This window comes from Burkholderia orbicola (assembly GCF_900100915.1).
GTDB classification, from domain to species: domain Bacteria; phylum Pseudomonadota; class Gammaproteobacteria; order Burkholderiales; family Burkholderiaceae; genus Burkholderia; species Burkholderia orbicola.
The window spans coordinates 1,606,566-1,622,367 of record NZ_FNKW01000001.1 but is presented as its reverse complement, the minus strand read 5'-3'; the positions used below and the strand labels follow the sequence as shown (position 1 = coordinate 1,622,367).

18 protein-coding genes are annotated in these 15,802 nt (G+C 68.2%); 2 read left to right on the top strand and 16 right to left on the bottom strand.

Annotation, left to right across the window (positions count from 1 at the left end):
• Positions 1-3: 3 nt before the first annotated feature.
• From BLS50_RS07770 to BLS50_RS07695, 16 genes are all read right to left on the bottom strand, one after another.
• The gene (locus tag BLS50_RS07770) at positions 4-387 is read right to left on the bottom strand and encodes a phage tail assembly protein (protein ID WP_074801725.1); all 384 of its coding nucleotides are present in this window, start codon (positions 385-387) and stop codon (positions 4-6) included.
• Between the two features lie 74 nt (positions 388-461).
• Positions 462-971 carry a phage major tail tube protein gene (locus tag BLS50_RS07765; RefSeq protein ID WP_048251463.1) on the bottom strand — a complete coding sequence of 170 codons (510 nt, stop codon included), beginning with the start codon at positions 969-971 and terminating at the stop codon, positions 462-464.
• A gap of 28 nt (positions 972-999) precedes the next feature.
• Complete coding sequence (locus BLS50_RS07760) at positions 1,000-2,172, bottom strand: phage tail sheath protein (protein WP_069232022.1); 1,173 nt, start codon at positions 2,170-2,172, stop codon at positions 1,000-1,002.
• Between the two features lie 80 nt (positions 2,173-2,252).
• Positions 2,253-3,089 (bottom strand): tail fiber assembly protein, encoded by an 837-nt coding sequence (locus BLS50_RS07755; RefSeq protein WP_069232023.1) that lies wholly within the window; start codon positions 3,087-3,089, stop codon positions 2,253-2,255.
• 14 nt (positions 3,090-3,103) lie between these two features.
• Positions 3,104-5,722, bottom strand: coding sequence for a phage tail protein (locus BLS50_RS07750; RefSeq protein ID WP_074801722.1), 2,619 nt, complete (start codon positions 5,720-5,722; stop codon positions 3,104-3,106).
• A 6-nt stretch (positions 5,723-5,728) separates the two neighbouring features.
• Positions 5,729-6,271 carry a phage tail protein I gene (locus tag BLS50_RS07745; protein ID WP_074801720.1) on the bottom strand — a complete coding sequence of 181 codons (543 nt, stop codon included), beginning with the start codon at positions 6,269-6,271 and terminating at the stop codon, positions 5,729-5,731.
• A complete protein-coding gene (locus BLS50_RS07740) occupies positions 6,264-7,178 on the bottom strand; it encodes a baseplate J/gp47 family protein (RefSeq protein ID WP_069232026.1) in 915 nt (304 codons plus the stop codon). The genes BLS50_RS07745 and BLS50_RS07740 overlap by 8 nt, the downstream gene beginning before the upstream one ends.
• Positions 7,175-7,537, bottom strand: a complete 363-nt coding sequence (locus BLS50_RS07735; RefSeq protein WP_074801717.1) for a GPW/gp25 family protein — start codon at positions 7,535-7,537, stop codon at positions 7,175-7,177. Before BLS50_RS07735 ends, BLS50_RS07740 begins: the two co-directional genes overlap by 4 nt.
• Complete coding sequence (locus BLS50_RS07730) at positions 7,534-8,220, bottom strand: phage baseplate assembly protein V (protein ID WP_074801714.1); 687 nt, start codon at positions 8,218-8,220, stop codon at positions 7,534-7,536. The genes BLS50_RS07735 and BLS50_RS07730 overlap by 4 nt, the downstream gene beginning before the upstream one ends.
• A gap of 493 nt (positions 8,221-8,713) precedes the next feature.
• Positions 8,714-9,163, bottom strand: coding sequence for a phage tail protein (locus tag BLS50_RS07725; RefSeq protein ID WP_074802769.1), 450 nt, complete (start codon positions 9,161-9,163; stop codon positions 8,714-8,716).
• Positions 9,156-9,392 carry an Rz1-like lysis system protein LysC gene (lysC, locus tag BLS50_RS36170; RefSeq protein WP_256333976.1) on the bottom strand — a complete coding sequence of 79 codons (237 nt, stop codon included), beginning with the start codon at positions 9,390-9,392 and terminating at the stop codon, positions 9,156-9,158. Before lysC ends, BLS50_RS07725 begins: the two co-directional genes overlap by 8 nt.
• Positions 9,280-9,720: an Rz-like lysis system protein LysB gene (gene lysB / locus BLS50_RS36280; protein WP_074801709.1), complete on the bottom strand. Its 441-nt coding sequence runs from the start codon at positions 9,718-9,720 to the stop codon at positions 9,280-9,282. Before lysB ends, lysC begins: the two co-directional genes overlap by 113 nt.
• Complete coding sequence (locus tag BLS50_RS07710; protein ID WP_074801704.1) at positions 9,717-10,583, bottom strand: N-acetylmuramidase domain-containing protein; 867 nt, start codon at positions 10,581-10,583, stop codon at positions 9,717-9,719. The genes lysB and BLS50_RS07710 overlap by 4 nt, the downstream gene beginning before the upstream one ends.
• Positions 10,580-10,846 (bottom strand): phage holin family protein, encoded by a 267-nt coding sequence (locus BLS50_RS07705; protein ID WP_074801701.1) that lies wholly within the window; start codon positions 10,844-10,846, stop codon positions 10,580-10,582. Before BLS50_RS07705 ends, BLS50_RS07710 begins: the two co-directional genes overlap by 4 nt.
• A gap of 1 nt (position 10,847) precedes the next feature.
• Positions 10,848-11,192, bottom strand: coding sequence for a putative holin (locus tag BLS50_RS07700; RefSeq protein ID WP_074801698.1), 345 nt, complete (start codon positions 11,190-11,192; stop codon positions 10,848-10,850).
• 16 nt (positions 11,193-11,208) lie between these two features.
• Positions 11,209-11,415 (bottom strand): tail protein X, encoded by a 207-nt coding sequence (locus BLS50_RS07695; protein WP_074801696.1) that lies wholly within the window; start codon positions 11,413-11,415, stop codon positions 11,209-11,211.
• Between the two features lie 553 nt (positions 11,416-11,968).
• Here BLS50_RS07695 and BLS50_RS07685 point away from each other — a divergent pair.
• The gene (locus BLS50_RS07685; RefSeq protein WP_074801692.1) at positions 11,969-13,573 is read left to right on the top strand and encodes a TIGR04222 domain-containing membrane protein; all 1,605 of its coding nucleotides are present in this window, start codon (positions 11,969-11,971) and stop codon (positions 13,571-13,573) included.
• 239 nt (positions 13,574-13,812) lie between these two features.
• Positions 13,813-15,756, top strand: a complete 1,944-nt coding sequence (locus tag BLS50_RS07680; RefSeq protein WP_074801689.1) for a tetratricopeptide repeat protein — start codon at positions 13,813-13,815, stop codon at positions 15,754-15,756.
• The last annotated feature ends 46 nt before the right edge of the window (positions 15,757-15,802 follow it).

Genomic DNA, 15,802 nt, shown 5'->3' with positions numbered 1-15,802 from the left:
CTTCTATGCGGTTTGGGAGGCCAGTCGGGATTTCACGGCCTTCGGCATCAAAAAACCGGCGAAGATGCCCCCCAGTTGTACGAGGTCGGCCGGATCGATGCTGGCGACGTCGGCTTCGGTCAGCATCGGCGAGCTGATGCGCGGCAGCACTTTCGACAGCGCGACCACGTCGAGGCTGACGAGGTCGGACAGCGATACGCCGCGCAGCTCGCCCGACTTGGGCTTGCGCAGCGTGATCGACGTGATCGTCTGGTTGCCGCGCACGAGCGGCGTGTCGAGCGTATGCGTCGCCGGATCGTCCTGCCCGGGTGTCGCGATGGCGCTCGCATCGGCCTGCAGATCGGCTTGCTGGTCGGTCGCGGCGGCGTCGGATTGGATCGGATTCATGGTGGTCCTGTGCGTGATCAGTCGGGAGAAAAGGGGAAGGCGGGCCCGGCCGGCTTAGCCGGCCGGATGGCCGATTACAGGCCGATCGCGTTGCGCAGCGCCGCGAACAGGTCGTTGCCGTTGACCTTCTCGATCATGTTGACGAAGTCGATCTCGATCACGTCCTGGCCGTTCACGGACAGCTTGTAGTAGCTGGCCACCGTCGTGACCTTGAACGCGGTGTCTTCCTTCGACTTCGCGGTGCCCGGGTCGATTTCGCTATGACGGCCGCGGATGACGATCTCGATCGCGTCGACATTGGTCGAATCCTCGGATTGATAGCCGCCCGCGAAGCGCAGCAGCACGCCGTCGTGCTTCGTGATCGCGTACTGGCCGAGCACGGAGCGCATGAAGCCGCCACAGGTCCATTCGAGCTGGATCCCTTCCTGCCCGAAGTCGACCTTGATCGGGCCGCTCATGCCGCCGCCCTGGTAGTCCTCCATCTTGCGCGTGAGCTTCGGCAGCGTGACTTCGACGACCTGTCCGACGAAGTTCTCGCCGTTCTGGAACAGGTTGAATCCCTTGAGTTTGCGAGGCATACCCATCGTGTTTGACTCCTGGTGAGGCCGGTCGTTACGCGCTCACGCGCGCGGCGAAATCGGCGAGATAACGGTCGGTGATGCGCTGGCGCAGCATCAGGTTTTCGAGCGGCGGAACCGGCGTGTATTCGTAGTCGAGATACGCCTTGCCGGACTTCAGCACGTCGGTCGTGTTCGGCTCCGGGTCGTACCAGGCCGAGCCGCCGATCAGGTAGCCCTGCGAAATCCATTCGCGGAACTTGGCGTTGATCGTCTCGATGATGTCGCGCGGCAGCGACGGATTGAGCGGGCCGTCGATGATGGCCATCTGCGCTTCGGCGATCGAATCCGCGATGACCTGCGCGGTGCGCGTGTAGTTCTCGAACGCGAACAGCGGATCGTCCGAGCACGTGCGCGAACCCCAGAAGCGGAAGCCGTTGCGGTTCACGAGCGTGGTCACGTCCTGTTCGTTCAGGAAACCCGCGTCCGTCGCCGGGTCCTGCAGGTCCCACGACACGTCGGCGCTGATGCCGGTGACGCCGTTCACGCCGACGTTCGACAGCGTCTTGTGCCAGCCCGTGTCGTTGTCGATCTTCGCGCGCAGGCCGGCGGCATACGCGGTGGCCGGCACGACGACGGTCGTGTTGGTCGTGTCGTCCCACGCGAGGAAGTCCGGCCAGACCACCATGAGCTCGCGCTGGCTGAACTGCTTGCGGTAGGCGACGGCGTCTTCCTTCGTCTTCGCGCCATTGGCCGACACGTACGCGAATGCGCGCAGCGATTGCGCGATCGACGCCAGCGCGGCGGCGACGGGCTGCGTGTCGAGGCCCGGCGTCGCGAGGATGCGCGGCTTCACGCCGAAGCGTGCCTGCGCGCCGAGCAGCGCCTTCATGCCGGTGTACTTGCCGTCGGCGGTGACGCTGCCGATCACGTTGGTTGCCGTTTCGCCGGCGTCCTTGCCTTCGGCGACGCGCACGACGATCGTGACGGGCTTGGTTTGCCGGCCGATCGCGTCGAGCGTGCGGCGCAGCGTGCCTTTGGTGCCGGCCTTGCCGAGTGCGGCGACGACGTTGGTCAGAAGGACCGGCGTGTCGAGCGGGAAGGCGGTGGCGTCGGCGTCGGACGCGGTGCAGACGATGCCGACGACGGCCGTCGACACCGTGCGGATCGGGCGGCTGCCTTCGTTGATTTCGATGACGCGTACGCCGTGGTGGTAATCCTGCGGCATGGTGTGTGGCTCCTGTGATGAATGAAAAACGGAAACGAGATCACGTTCGCTTGCGGGCGCGCATCATGCGGCCCGCCGCCTTACGCAGTTCGTTCGGGGTTCTCCGGCGCGTCGTGAGCCGGATTCTTGAGCGGTACCGGTTCGTCGGGCCAGACGACTTGCCGGTCGCCGAGCGCGTTGTCGACTGCGCGCTCGAGCGCATCCGCGTAGGTTTTCCACGCGCGATAGTTGATCTGATCGACCGCCGACAACGAGCCATTCGCAAATGCGTCGCCATGCGTATCGAGAAACGCGCGCGCCTTGCGGATGCGGCTGTCGTATTCGGACAGCATCGGCCCGCAGACGACGTCGAACGGTTCGGGCTCGGCGGGCCACTCCGCTACGTCGGGAAAGCGCTCGGACTCGATCACGCGCACGAGGTCGAGCTGGTAGTCGGTCCAGGCGAGGAAGTAATAGGCTTCTTCGCGCGACAGTCGGCGGGCTGCGAATGCGTCGGCCTTGCCGCGATTCATGTCGCGGGCGCGTGCCATCCGCGTTTCGAATTCGGTCATCGCGGCAGCACGTTGTTTCTCCGCGATGCGCGCCGCGTCGAGCACCCATTCCCCGTTTCGCCACACATGGTCGTCGGAGGGGCGGCGCTGGTCCGTCAGGCGGAGCTCGTCGGGTGTCGTACCGGCCGCCATGATTTCGGTCGGCTCGCCGTTGTCCTGTCGGTACAGGACTTGCCCGCGATGGTCCGGCAGCAATATCCAGGCATCGTTCCGGCGAAACGGCCAGGTCATTTGCGGACGCTCCGGCAGCGGGTCGGGCGTGCTGAACGCCGGGATCAGCCATCGATCGGCGTTCATCGGATCGGGGTCGGCCAGGCAGCTCGAAAGGTATTGCCCCGTCACTGCGTCGAAGTTGTGAATCAGCATGGTTGTCCCTGTTCCTAGTAAGCGCGGATCATCGCGAGCAGTGCGACGTTGCGCGGTCGCGTTTCATTGGCGCCGTCGCCGTTGACGGTGATCGCGTGCGAGTGCGCTCCCGCGTTGCCGATGCCGACGTTGTGCGCGTGGTTGCCGTCGCCACCGACCCAGACATTGACCGTCGCGGCATCGGTTCCGATGCTGAACTGGCGGCCGTTGTCGGGGCCATAAGCACGCCCGACGCTGGTCCCGTAGGCCGCATCGGCACCGAGGCCGACGCCGTGGGCGTGCGCGTCCTGCCCGACCGGGTGACCGTGCCAGCCTTGCGTGTCCGTCCACGCGCTGTGAGCGTGGTCGCCCACGCCGCTGGCGCTTGCGCCGTGGCTGTGCCAGCGGTTCGCGCTGTCCTGCCATGAGCCGAGGATGCGATTGGTGTCGATGCCGCGGGCGTCGTCCCAGCACCGGATGAATTCGCCGCGCATCTCCGGCAGCCGGAACGTCGTTGTGCCGTCGCCGGACGAGAAGCAGCCCCAGAGAGCCTTCGTCCATTCGTCTTCCGTCACCAGCGCACCGCTGGCCTGTGCGTAGGCCCACAGCGCCGGGTAATCGGCTCGCTTGACGAGCGCGCCGTTGACTTTCAGGAAGCCGGCCCGTACCGACGTGCGAGGCTCGAAGACAATCTGGCCGACAGCCGTCGTCGACAGCGCAGCCAGCACCCATTCGGTCGTGGCAAGTGCGGTCGACCGGTCGCCTGCCGCCGGCGTAGGACCCTGTACCGGCGTTTTGAAGACAGTGCCGCCGGGCGTGAACGATGCCTGCGCGACCGAGTTGCACGTGACGCCGAACGATCCATCGTTGATGTGGTACAGGCCGGTGTCCGGTGCGCCATCGTTGATGAACGTGAGCGACGGTGCCTGCGCGCTGCCTTCCGCCAGGTAGATCCGCTTGCCCGGATCGAACCGGAGATCCCCCGACAGCGTTCCACCCGTCGCACGGTCGAGCGGCGCCAGGTTCCCGGAGTGCCACACGGGATTGCCGTCGATGCGGAAAGTGCGATCGGCGATGTAATACTGGAACGCGCCCTTCGTCGGCGTCCACCAGCCATAGCCCTCGCTGTTCGAATAGAGGAAGCCGTCGACCGGGCCGACACGGATGGAGCCTTGAGCCTGACCGGTACCCACGGAAAGTTCGCCGCGAACCGTGGCGTTTCCGCCGATCGCCGTACCTGATCCCGTGTCATCGATCGAGACGCGACCGGTCGCGAGATTCCAGGTAACCGGACGGAAATCGTTCCACTGGCCTTCCTGGTCGCCCTTGTTCGTCGACAGCAGATACACGTTCGTGCCGTCGTTGCGCAGGAAGGCGCCGTAGTCGCCGGAGATCGCGCGGAAATGGGCACCGTTGACGTCCATCGCCCGCGAGGTCAACCCGCCATTGAAAGTCGCGTTTCCCGCCGCCTGAATCGCATTGCGGCCGTCATCACCGATATCACCGACGAGCAGGCGTTTCGCGACCGAGAACGCTTGCGTGCCCCGGCTGACGCGAAACGCGGGGAACTGCGTGACACCGTCGTCCGCGAACGCATTCACGCCGAAATCGTTGCCGCCGTTGCCCGCGGTTGCCGCGCCGTCGCGCTTGAACATCGACCAGCGGATCTTGCCGCCGTCGGTAAAGAACAGCGTCGAGAAGTTGCCGGCGCCCCCGTCGATCGATGCAGCCTTCGAATAGCTCGTACCTTCGGCAACGGTGTCGCCACCGACCCGCAGTCGCGAATTCCCGTCGTCGTTCTTGACGTCGCCCACCAGCACGCGGCCGCCGTAGCCGATGCGCAGCGCGCGCGCCTGGTACGAATCGGACTGGACGTCATTGGCCGTGCGATTCAGCCACAGATCGACGTACTCGCGGCCCCAGGCGCCGTTGTCGAAACCGGAGCGGATCGTTGCGACCAGGTGCGATCCCGTATCCGGGTTGTTGCCGCCGAACGTGCCGTGCAGACGCACGCGACCTTCGCGGCCGTTCTTGCCCGACGGAGGGCGAATCGACACGTGCGCGGTATCCGGGCCCGCATCGAATTCGGTGATGACCGGCCCCGTGAACTTCGCGCCGGTCAACGCCGCGTATCGCGACGCAGCCGTCTTCGGTGTGATGGCGCGCGTGTCGTCGTTGCCCGCGTCGACTTCCCCCTGCGTCGCCAGCTCGACCACGCCCTGCCGCTCCGTCGTCGCCGGCGGATTCAGGAACGACGCGTCGCCGAACACCAGCTGCGTCGCGTCGATCGTCGCGAACTGCATGTCGGTCGACAGCAGCAGCAACGCGGCCGGCGATTTCTCCATGATCGGCGTCGCCTGGCCGTACGCGGCCAGCAGCACGCCGTTCTCGAGGTAGAGACCGAAGCCGTACAGCGAATACTGGTCCGCCGAGTCGTCCTTCAGCGTCGTATGGATCGTGTCCGGCGCGACGTTGGCGCCGCCGAAGGACTTGATCCGCTTCAGCTCGTTCGGCAGCTTGGTGAGCCCCTTGTCGGCGACGAACGGTGCGTTCGCCAGGCCGATTTCCACGACCTGGTGGGCGTTCGTACCGCCGTTGCCGGCGGCGACGAGCGCCGCGCGGCCGGCGTCGGTGATGATGATCTGGGTTGCCATGTGCGATCAGTAGTCGGTGAAGTTGAGGCGGCGATAGGCCGCCACGCGTGCGGCGGCGCCGATCGGTTGTCGGCCCCGCATCTCGAAGCCCTGCGTGAACGTGTAGTGCGCCCGGACGGGTTTGGTGCGGTCGATTTCCGCGAGGATGTCGGCCACGTATTCGGCGGTCGGCGGTTCGCCCTCCTGGCCGCTGACCGTCATCACGAGGTCGAACGTGCCGGGCGCGCCCGGCGGCTGTTGCTCGAACCATTCACGCAGGACGATGTTTCCGCCGAAGGCCGCGACGACCTCGCGCACCGACGCCGCGGTGCCCTTGCGGCGGGCGATCGGAATCGCCTGCCCGACGCGGGCGCGCTTCACGTATTCGGGCCAGTAGTCCTTCCACGCATCGATACCGAGGTGCCAGGCGAGCCACGGCAGCAGGTCGGACCGGATGGTGTCCGGGTTCGTCAGCGTCGCGAGCGGCGTCGGCACGTCGTCGATACGGGCGTTCGTCGCGGCGAGCCTGCGCTCGAGCCGCGTCGCGTTCGGCGGCAGGATGTCATTCATTGCTGTACACCCCGCCGTCGATCAGCTCGATCCCGGTGCAATAGGGCGCCTGCTGCTTGGTCGCCGGCAGGCCCGCGAGCGGGCTTTCGAGGATCACCTTCTGCACGCCGGCCGCGCGGGCGGCCGCATAGATGCCGTCGAGCGTGACTTCCATCCCGAGGCGGTGCATGGAATCGGTGTACTGCTTCATTGCCCGGTTGGCTTGCGCGAGCGCCACCGCGCGATCCGGGCCGGCGAAGAACACTAGCCGCGCGCGTACCTGGTAGCGCAGGATGTCCGCGCCGCGCACCGTGACCTTGTCGGTCAGCGGCCGAACGTCGTCGGCCTGCAGGGCGGCGGCCACGGCGTCGATCAACGCCGGCGTCGCCGTGCCGTCGCCATCGCGTGCGAGTACCGTGACGAGCACCTCGCACGGGGCCGGGCTGATCGCCGAGGCGTCGAGCACGCGGCCGTCCGCGTTGCGGGCATGCGAGACGTACGCGCCTTCGGGGCCGGCGACCGAGAAACTCTGCGGAGCGAGCTGCGTGCGGGCGCGCAGGTCGGCGTCGCTTTCCATGACGGCCGCGAGGTCGTGTTCCGGATCGGCCGGCGAAATCGTCAGGCGCCGGATGCCGAACAGCGCCGCCAGATGGTCGAGGTCCGTGCCGACGGCATACGCGAGCATCACCGCACGCGCGGCGTCGTTCACGCGCTGGCGCAGCACGAGTTCGCGGTACGCGTTTTCCTGCAGCAGCTTCACGAGCGGCTCCGACTCGAGCGCGAGCGTCGCGGCGATCTCGGCTTGCTCGGCCGCCGGGTAGAGCGACACGAGCCGTGCCTTGCGCGCAGCCAGCAGCGTCTCGTAGTCGAGCGTTTCGACGACGTCGGGCGACGGCAGCTGGGAGAGGTCGATCGGCGTCACGCTCATGCCGGGCTCCCGTTCGCAACCGGCACGCGGGTCGACACGGCCGTGCCGCTCTCGCCGGTCCAGCCTTCGATGTCGAGATAGAGCGCGCCGGCGGCCGCGTTCGCGTCGTCCGCGGCGAGCACGACGCGGGTCAGCGTCAGGCGCGGTTCCCAGCGCATCAGCGCCGTGGCGACGGCGGCATACAGCCGCGTGCGCACGGTGCCGTTGCCCGGTGCGTCGATCAGGTCGGGCAGCTCGGAGCCGAACGTACGGCGCTTCACGCACGACGCGAGCGGCGTCGTCACGATCTTGCCGATCGACTGGTAGAAGTGGTCCAGGCCCGAGATCGAGCGGCCGGTGTTCGCGTTCATGCCTTTCATTGCGGTTCGCTCACGAGTTGTCCATCGCCTTGTTCGCGATGCGTGTGATGCGGGAGGCTGATGCCCCGGGATGTCACTTCGCGGGTAAAGGTGGCCGCGCCGTCGATCTGCATCGTGGCGCCGCCGCCGGCGCCGCCCGTACCGGTCATGCCGGCTTCGAATGCGAACGGCCCCTTGACCGTCATCGCGCCGGTGCAGGTCGTCTGCGGCGCATCGAGCGTGATGCGCTCGGCCTGCACGGTGGCGTCCCGGGTCTGCACGACGACCGACCCCGGCGCGACGACGCGCACGGTCGCGCCGGCCGGCAGCTCGGCCGTGAGCGCATGCGCGGCATGGTCGTACGTGATGCTGGCGCCGTCCGGATAGACGCGTGCATGGGTATCCGGGCTCGCGGCCGGTGCTGGCGCCGCATTCGAATAGACGCCGCGCAGCGCGACACCCTGCGCCGGGTCGCCCATCGGGCAGAGCAGCACGACCTGTTCGCCGGGCGTCGGCGGCAGCCAGTCACGGGTGCCGCCGGCGGTGCCGGCCACCCATGGAATCCAGTTGGTCTGCAGTCCGTTGCCATCGGTATCGGCGTCGCCGACCGAGACGCGGCACAACGCAGCCGCATGGTCGACCGCGAGGATCGTGCCCTTGCGCACTGCGTTGCGTGCCTGCCGTTGAATTTCATTTGCGTCCATGCAGCCATGGTGCCGGCCGGGGCAACGCGACGCGAGCGATCGCCTGTGTCGTCGCGGCGGGGACAGCGCGCAGCGGATGCCGGCATGCAGGCGTGCGTCGACAATCGCAGCACCGGTTCGCATGAGGATGGAGTCGTGCGCCTTCGCGACGGCGTCACGAGGTCTGAGCGCGGGTGTGCCGATCGATGTCGGGACGGGGCGATAGGACGGATGTTTCGGCGGACTGACCGCCGCGGCGACGGGCAACGGATGCCGCGTGAATGGCTGGGCGGGCGTTTAGCGGAGAAGTCGCGTGGGCCGTCGTTGCGGGTTACGCAGCGAGGCCGTCGTCAGGATGTGTGTCGTTGCGGTGGCCGATTCGACAGGAAGAGGGGGCCGGTGCCGTGCGGGCGGTTTCGCGTAGCGGGCAAGGGGAGCCAACGGGCTGCGGCATGCGGTCGTTGTCGGGAGCAATGATGTGGCTCGAGCGAAGGCGGGCCAGCGCCCGCCCGGCTCAGCGGATCTGCGGCAGCGCGACCCAGGTGAGCGTATCGGCCGGGTCGACGCGGGTGTCGTCGACGTGCGTGATCACCCGTTGGCCGTCCGGGCCGGTCGTCACGACGACGCTTTCCGTCAACGCCAGCCGGATCGACAGGTCGACCGCGGCCTGGTCGCGGATGCCCACCTCGAAGGTGATGCCGCTCGCGCGTGCGGCCGGGTTCGTCACGAGATCCGGCTGGTTCGCACGCACCCATTCGATCAGGGCGACGAACACGGGATCGGTGTCGCCGGAGAAGTTGGTCGCGAGTACATGGGCCGTGTACCGGTATTCGAACGACGGCGTCAACGTGCCGGTCGTCGCGATCGACCCTTGCTCGACGAGCACGGTCAACGCGCCGGGTTCGGCGGCGATCGACGGGATGGCGGCGGCGAGCGCTCGCCGCAGGCTGTCCGGCTTAATCATGCGGATGAGCTCCATAGTCGGGGGCGGCCGTGCCGGCCTGGCACGCCGCGATCATGTCGACGGTCGCCGCGCACGTCGCCCAGGCGGCCTTGACGAGCGTGAGCGCACCATCGAGTTCACCGTTGGTCCGCGGCGCGAGCATCGGCAGCGTGCACGGTTTCACCGTCTGGCACGTGTTCGACATAATCGCCGGCGCCGGTGAGAGCGGGACTGGCTTGCAGGCGGACAACGTCGTCAGGCAGACGAGTATCAGCCCAGGCGCGAAGCGCGGCGTTTTCATCGGTCAATCTCCGGTTTTCAAGTCGAATGGCGTCGAGCGTCGACGCGATGGCGGTTTGCGAGCGGTCGAGCCGCGCTTGCTGTCGCGCGCGCTCGGCGGCGTCCTGCTGCAGGCGCGAAATGACGCCGTCGCGCGCGGCGAGCGCCTGTTGCGCATCGACGCGTTGCTGCCGTGCCGTCGCCAGCTCGGCGCGCAGCCCGTGCACGTACAGCGCGACGGCGGCGCACACGGCGAGCGCGACGATTCCGGCGGCGAGTTTCGCGGCGAATGCGTTCATGCGATGGATGTGGTGGTGGCATCGGTCGGTCCGGCCGCGGCCTGCATCGATGCCGCTGCGAGCGACGCGTAGCGGTCGAAGGCACGCGCGAGCTTCACGTCGTAGAGGTTCGCCGCATAGTCGGGCCCGTTGTACGCGCGGGCGAATGCGGCCCACTGGCGTGCGCCGAGTGCGCGGCGCAGCGCGTCGTCCGCCGCGATGTAGCGGACGAACGCGTCGAGGTGCTGTGCTTCGCCGTCTTCCATGCACGCGACGAATGCGTCGATGCCCGCGTAGCCGAGGCGTTCCCAGTGATAGCCCATCACCTGGAACGCGCCCCAGCTCGCGGATTCCCACGCGGCGCCGGCGTCGATCGACTCGGCCATGGCGAGACGCAGATATTCCGCGCCGCCGCCGCGATAGCCGCCGCGCGTGCGCGACACGATGTCCGGCTGCCGAGCCGCGAACGGCGCGGGATCGATCCCGCGGGCCTGCAGCCGCTTCCAGAACACATGGCGTTCGAACAGGATGACCGGGCGGCCGCCGGACAGGAAGCCGGCGCGGCGCGACTCGACTTCGTTGACCGCGCGAATGCAGGCAAGCGGCACGTCGAGCGTGCGCGCGGCGCGTTCGAGATCGGCGAGCGCCAGATGCTTCGGATCGCGCTGGCCGGTGGCCAGCGCCGCATAGGTCTTCGGGCCGGCGATACCGTCGTCGACGAGGTCGGTCTTGCGTTGCAGGGCGATGACGGCGGCTTCGGTCGCCGCGTCATAGACGTGCGTGATCTGCACCGCATAGCCGGCGCGGATCAGTCTGCGTTGCAGCAGGCCCACGTCGTCGCCGTGGTCGCCGTGGTCGCCGAGGCGGCGGGTCTTCATCGTCATTCGCTCCTCAGGAGACGCGCGACGTTGCCGCGCGTGCTACAGACGAACATCGCCAGGAACACCGAAGTGGCCGCATCGAAGAAACCGACGGAGCCGGTATGCAGCAGCAACTCGATCGATGCACCACCGGTGACGGCGACGAGGCTCCACGCGAACCACGATGCGTGGCGCCGGTGCCGTGCGCCGTTGCGTCGGTAGGTGAGCACGCGCACGAGCACGGCGAGGTGGGCGGCGAGCGCGATCAGCGCGAACGGGAACGGCACGTCACCCTCCTTTGCGGAACAGCGCCAGGAGATCCAGCGTCTTGATCCGCTCGATCAGCTGCAGCGTCACGGTGATCACGAGTGCCGCTGCGAAGAACGCGGCGACGCCGGTCGAGTGGATCGGCGTCGCGCCGACGATTTCCGGCGCGGCGAGATAGCCCATCACGAGCGAGATCAGCAGATAGGCCGTACGCCGCGCGACCCCGATCTCCTTCGAGGTGACGACCACGAGCGCGGCGCCGGTGAACGCGCCGATCAGCGCATTGCCGTCGATACCGGGCGCGAGCCCGGCGACGCCGATCGCGGCGGACAGCATGGCGGCGGTAGTGAGATTCGGTTCGGCCATGACGGCGATTCCAGGGTCAGTCAAACAATTGCAGCAACGGGCGTGCGCTCGTCACGGTGTCGAACGGCGGCAGGTAGACGGGCGTGCCGGCGGGCAACACGACGCCGAGGCTGGCAAGTCCGGTATTGACCTCGAGCACGGTCTCGACGGTGCCGTCGGTCCGGCCGTAGTGACGCCAGCACAGCGTGTCCACCGTGTCGCCCTGCAGGGTGCGCGCGATCATGGCCGGGCCTGCCGATGCTGAAGGGGCGGAGTGGCGGCGGCGGTGCCGGCCGGCGTGCCGCGAACGCGTATCGAAGTCGTGCTGTTTGCCATGGCGAGGTCTCGAGCCGTGAGGCAGTGAAGATGGTGCTCATGGTCGAGCTTCGCGGGGCGGGGCTCAACGAGATGCGTGCGTGGTCTGCGCGGACACGCAGCCGGGCGCGTGTCGCGACGTGCATCGCGCTTTACGCTTCATGGACGGGTGCCGAGGTTCACGGGCGAGTGCCGTGCAGCCGAATTGCAGCCTGGGTGAACCGGGGCGGGCTTGAGTGCGCTTGCGCAGCCTTGGTTCTGCCGGGGGCGCGGCCTGCGGAGCCTTGCCGGAGAAGGGTTAGGCACGCGTAGGTAAAACTCCGAAGGCAGGGGTTGCTGGTTCGATCCCGGATGCGGTCATCGTCGCGCCGAGCCGGTCCCAGGCGGCAGTGCCGGTGCATTCGCCGTTGTGCGAGAATCGCCCGCAACGACAACTCCAAGCGTCGATCGCGGCGGCCGTCCGCGCATCGCGCCAACTCCCGATGGCTGCCATCCCGTCTACCTCGACCGCAGTCGCTGCCTGCCCGCTGACCGATGCGCAGCAGGCGCTGCTTGCGCGTCTGCACGCGTATTCCCCCGACGATCCGCATGCGCCGCTGCCGTACAGCCGGCGCCTCGCCGAAGCCGAAGGCTGGTCGCACGACCACGCGCTGGCCGTAATCGACGAATACAAGCGCTTCGCGTTTCTCGCGCAGGCGGCCGGGTATCCGGTCACGCCGTCGGTCGCGGTCGATGCCGCGTGGCATTTCCATCTGCAATACACGCTCGAATACTGGGATGTCTTTTGCGCCGACGTGCTGCGCGCACGGTTGCACCATATGCCCGGTACCGGCGCGCCCGACGAGGCCGCCGTGTACGCGCAGCGCTACCGCGACACGCTCGACAGCTATCGTCGGCTGTTCGGCTGTGAGCCGCCGGCATCGATCTGGCCGCGTCCGGTCGACCGGCAGGCCGAGGCGGATGCAGAGGCGCGGCAGACCGAGCGCATGGCCGCCGTGGCGCCGCGCCGCGCATGGCGCGACCGTCTACCGAAACTCGTGTGGCCGGCGGCGGCCGCGAGCGTCGCCGCGACCTGCGCATCGGCGCAGGATCTCGACGTGCTGGACTACACGGGACCGCAGTTTCTCGCGTTCTACGTGCCGGCCTGTATTCTCGCGTTGTTGCTGATCGTCGCGCTCCAGGCTATCGAATTTCGCATCCGGCGCTGGGGCCGGCGCACGCGCAAGGCTTCGTCCGGGCTGAGCGCCGACGAAGTCGCCTATCTCACCGGCGGCGAAGCACGGGTCGCGCAGGTCGTGACGATGTCGCTCGCGCATGCGGGCGCGGTCGGCTTGTGGAGCGTTCACCGGCAAGGCAGCTACGTGAAGATCGCGGATCTGGAACGCGCGGGCCGGTACGACGACTACTGCGCGTGGCTCAACGAACAACCGTCCGGCACCGTACGCTACGGCGTGTTTCGCGAGCGGCTTGCGAGGTATGCGCAGGAGGTCGTCGACGGGATGCGTGCGCAGGGCTGGTTATGGGCGCCCGGCGAGTTGCGCGCGTCCCTGATGGCCGCGCGCGCGATCGCGCTGCTCGTGTTGGGCACGGGTGCCGCGAAGCTTGCGGTCGGTTTGAGCCGCGGGCGGCCCGTGCTGCTGCTGTGCATCTGCATGGCGGTGTTCGCGATCGCGTACCGGATCGTCGCTGGAAGGCTGACCGGCTTCGGGCGCGGCGGTGCAACGGCGGCCGGGCGCGCCGCGCTGCTCGAGCGCCGGAACGCGCACGATCCGCGGGCTGCGCGCGACGCGCGGCACGTACGCAGCGGGCAGGGAGCGTCCGGGATACGCGACGCCGAACGCGACGATCCGGACCCGTTGCTGTGGACCGCAGCGCTGTTCGGTGCAGGCGCGCTGGCCGGTACCGTATGGTCGGCGTATGCAGGCCCGGTGCTGGCGGCCTCGCAGGTCTCGTCGGCCGCCGCGGCGAAAGCGGGCGGTGGCACTTCGTCCGACAGCAGTTGCTCGTCGTCGAGCTGCAGTTCGTCGAGTTCGTGCAGTTCCAGCTCGTGCAGTTCGAGCAGTTGCGGGGGATGTTCGTCGAGCTGAGCGGACGGCCGGTGTCGTTCAGCGAGGCCCCGCCACGCACGGGGTGACGGGGCCATCGCCCGAACAACCGCATGGAATGGGCTCAGATCGCCGCATTGCGTGCGCGCGTGCTTCGGTAACCTGTCAATCGACGCTCTCCGTGCCGAAACGGTCGCCCGGGCGCGACACGCGTCGCGCATGCCGGGCTGCCGCCGTGACGGCCGGACGGGATGAATGTCCGCCGCTTTGCCCAGCCCTCCATGACGACGCCAGCTTCCGACGTTTCCGCGTGCGTTCAACACGCCGCGACCTTGTGCCAGAACGGACAGTTTGCCGACGCGCTGTCGCACATCGCGCCGCTGCTCGACGCGCCCGCGGTGGACGTCGCGGCGCTGCACGTCGCGGCCGTCTGTGCGCTGGGCCTGAACCGGCTGGCGGATGCCGAGGCGTGGTGGCGGCGCGCGATCGACGCGATGCCGGCGTTCGAGCCCCCATACGACGGCCTTCACGCGCTGCTGCTGTCGCAGGAGCGCTTGCCCGAAGCCGAAGTGATCCTGCGCCGGCAGCTTGCCTGCGTCGCGCCGTTGCGCGCGTCGCACCATCACCGGTTCGGCAAGGTGCTCGAAGCGCTCGGTCGGTTCGACGAAGCCGAGCAGGCGTTCGGGCAGGCCCTGTCGATCGAGCCGCGGTCGCCCGACGTGCTGACCGATCTCGGCAACCTGCTTCGCATCCTCGTCCGGCCCGCGGAGGCGGAGCTCGCGTACCGGCTCGCGATCGCCGTTCGCGCCGATCATGTGCTCGCGCACGCGAATCTCGGCGCGATCCTCGTCGACATGCAGCGGCTGCCGGAAGCGGAGGCGGCTAGCCGGCAGACCATCGCACTGTGTCCAGATCATCCGGAAGCGCATTACAACCTCGGCGTCGCGCTGCAGAACCTCGATCGGCTGTCCGAAGCGGAGGCGGCCTATCGCGACGCCATCCGCTGCCGGCCCGGCCTGCCCCAGGCACACAACAATCTCGGCTGCGTCCTGCGTGCGCAGGGCCGCCACGATGAAGCGGCCGTCGCGTTCACCGACGCGCTGGCGCTCGCGCCGCAGATGGCCGAGGTGCACTACAACCTCGGCACGACCTTGGCGCATGCGGGCCAACTCGATGAAGCCGAACGCGCATACCGTCGCGCGCTCGACCTGCGCGCCGACTATGACGACGCGCGCTTCGGGCTGGCGACGCTGCTGCTCGGCCGTGGACGATTCGAGGAAGGCTGGCGCCGCTACGAATCGCGCTACGAGCAGTCGACGTTCGTGCACCGCCGAACCCGCGAGGTACTGCGGTGCGCGCAGTGGCAAGGCGAGCCGCTGGCCGGCAAGACGCTGCTCGTCTGGCAGGAGGATGGTCTTGGCGACATGCTGCAGTTCAGCCGTTATTTCGCGGAATTTCGCGCGAGGGGCGCGGCGCGGGTGGTGTTCGCGTGCCAGCCGGCGCTGCATCGACTGATGGAGACGGTCGACGGTGTCGACGCGGTGCTCGATCACGAGGCGGCCACCGCGCAGGCCGGGCAATTCGATTACTGGACGAGCCTGTTGAGCGCGCCGATGCACGCGGGCACGACACTCGACACGATCCCGCCGCCGGTGCGGTTCGTACCCGATCCGGCGCGCGTCGCTCGCTGGGGCGCGCGCCTCGATGCGCTGCCGGCCGGCCCGCGCGTCGGGCTCGTGTGGAAAGGCAACCCGAAGCATCACAACGATGCGCACCGCTCACTGCCGTCACTTGCCTTGCTGACGCCGCTGTGGAGCGTGCCCGGCGTGAATTTCGTGAGCCTGCAGAAGGGGCAGGGCGAGGATGAGGCGCGGCATCCGCCGGGTAGCCTGCCGTTGCTGCACCTGGGCTCGGAAATCGACGATTTCGCCGATACGGCCGCGATCGTCGCGCAACTCGATCTCGTGGTGTGCGTCGACACGTCGACCGCGCATCTGGCCGCATCGCTCGGCAAGCCTTGCTGGGTGCTGTTGCCGAATCAGGACGTGGACTGGCGGTGGATGCACGACCGTGAGGATTCGCCTTGGTATCCGGGCACGGTGCGGCTGTTCCGGCGTGGGCGCGGCGACAACTGGATTCAAATGGCCGAGCGGCTCCGGGAGGCGTTTGCCGCACATTTTTCAGTCGGACGCGTGACGACGGACGAAACGGCGCATACCGTCTGACGTGACGGCGCGCGCGACGCGCGGTCGTAGCGACACGGCATACTGC

What these genes read in the sequence shown, in the direction of transcription:
- BLS50_RS07770 (WP_074801725.1), bottom strand. Translation starts at nt 387, where the DNA reads ATGAATCCGATCCAATCCGACGCCGCCGCGACCGACCAGCAAGCCGAT.
- BLS50_RS07765 (WP_048251463.1), bottom strand. Translation starts at nt 971, where the DNA reads ATGGGTATGCCTCGCAAACTCAAGGGATTCAACCTGTTCCAGAACGGC.
- BLS50_RS07760 (WP_069232022.1), bottom strand. Translation starts at nt 2,172, where the DNA reads ATGCCGCAGGATTACCACCACGGCGTACGCGTCATCGAAATCAACGAA.
- BLS50_RS07755 (WP_069232023.1), bottom strand. Translation starts at nt 3,089, where the DNA reads ATGCTGATTCACAACTTCGACGCAGTGACGGGGCAATACCTTTCGAGC.
- BLS50_RS07750 (WP_074801722.1), bottom strand. Translation starts at nt 5,722, where the DNA reads ATGGCAACCCAGATCATCATCACCGACGCCGGCCGCGCGGCGCTCGTC.
- BLS50_RS07745 (WP_074801720.1), bottom strand. Translation starts at nt 6,271, where the DNA reads ATGAATGACATCCTGCCGCCGAACGCGACGCGGCTCGAGCGCAGGCTC.
- BLS50_RS07740 (WP_069232026.1), bottom strand. Translation starts at nt 7,178, where the DNA reads ATGAGCGTGACGCCGATCGACCTCTCCCAGCTGCCGTCGCCCGACGTC.
- BLS50_RS07735 (WP_074801717.1), bottom strand. Translation starts at nt 7,537, where the DNA reads ATGAAAGGCATGAACGCGAACACCGGCCGCTCGATCTCGGGCCTGGAC.
- BLS50_RS07730 (WP_074801714.1), bottom strand. Translation starts at nt 8,220, where the DNA reads ATGGACGCAAATGAAATTCAACGGCAGGCACGCAACGCAGTGCGCAAG.
- BLS50_RS07725 (WP_074802769.1), bottom strand. Translation starts at nt 9,163, where the DNA reads ATGATTAAGCCGGACAGCCTGCGGCGAGCGCTCGCCGCCGCCATCCCG.
- lysB (WP_074801709.1), bottom strand. Translation starts at nt 9,720, where the DNA reads ATGAACGCATTCGCCGCGAAACTCGCCGCCGGAATCGTCGCGCTCGCC.
- BLS50_RS07710 (WP_074801704.1), bottom strand. Translation starts at nt 10,583, where the DNA reads ATGACGATGAAGACCCGCCGCCTCGGCGACCACGGCGACCACGGCGAC.
- BLS50_RS07700 (WP_074801698.1), bottom strand. Translation starts at nt 11,192, where the DNA reads ATGGCCGAACCGAATCTCACTACCGCCGCCATGCTGTCCGCCGCGATC.
- BLS50_RS07695 (WP_074801696.1), bottom strand. Translation starts at nt 11,415, where the DNA reads ATGATCGCGCGCACCCTGCAGGGCGACACGGTGGACACGCTGTGCTGG.
- BLS50_RS07685 (WP_074801692.1), top strand. Translation starts at nt 11,969, where the DNA reads ATGGCTGCCATCCCGTCTACCTCGACCGCAGTCGCTGCCTGCCCGCTG.
- BLS50_RS07680 (WP_074801689.1), top strand. Translation starts at nt 13,813, where the DNA reads ATGACGACGCCAGCTTCCGACGTTTCCGCGTGCGTTCAACACGCCGCG.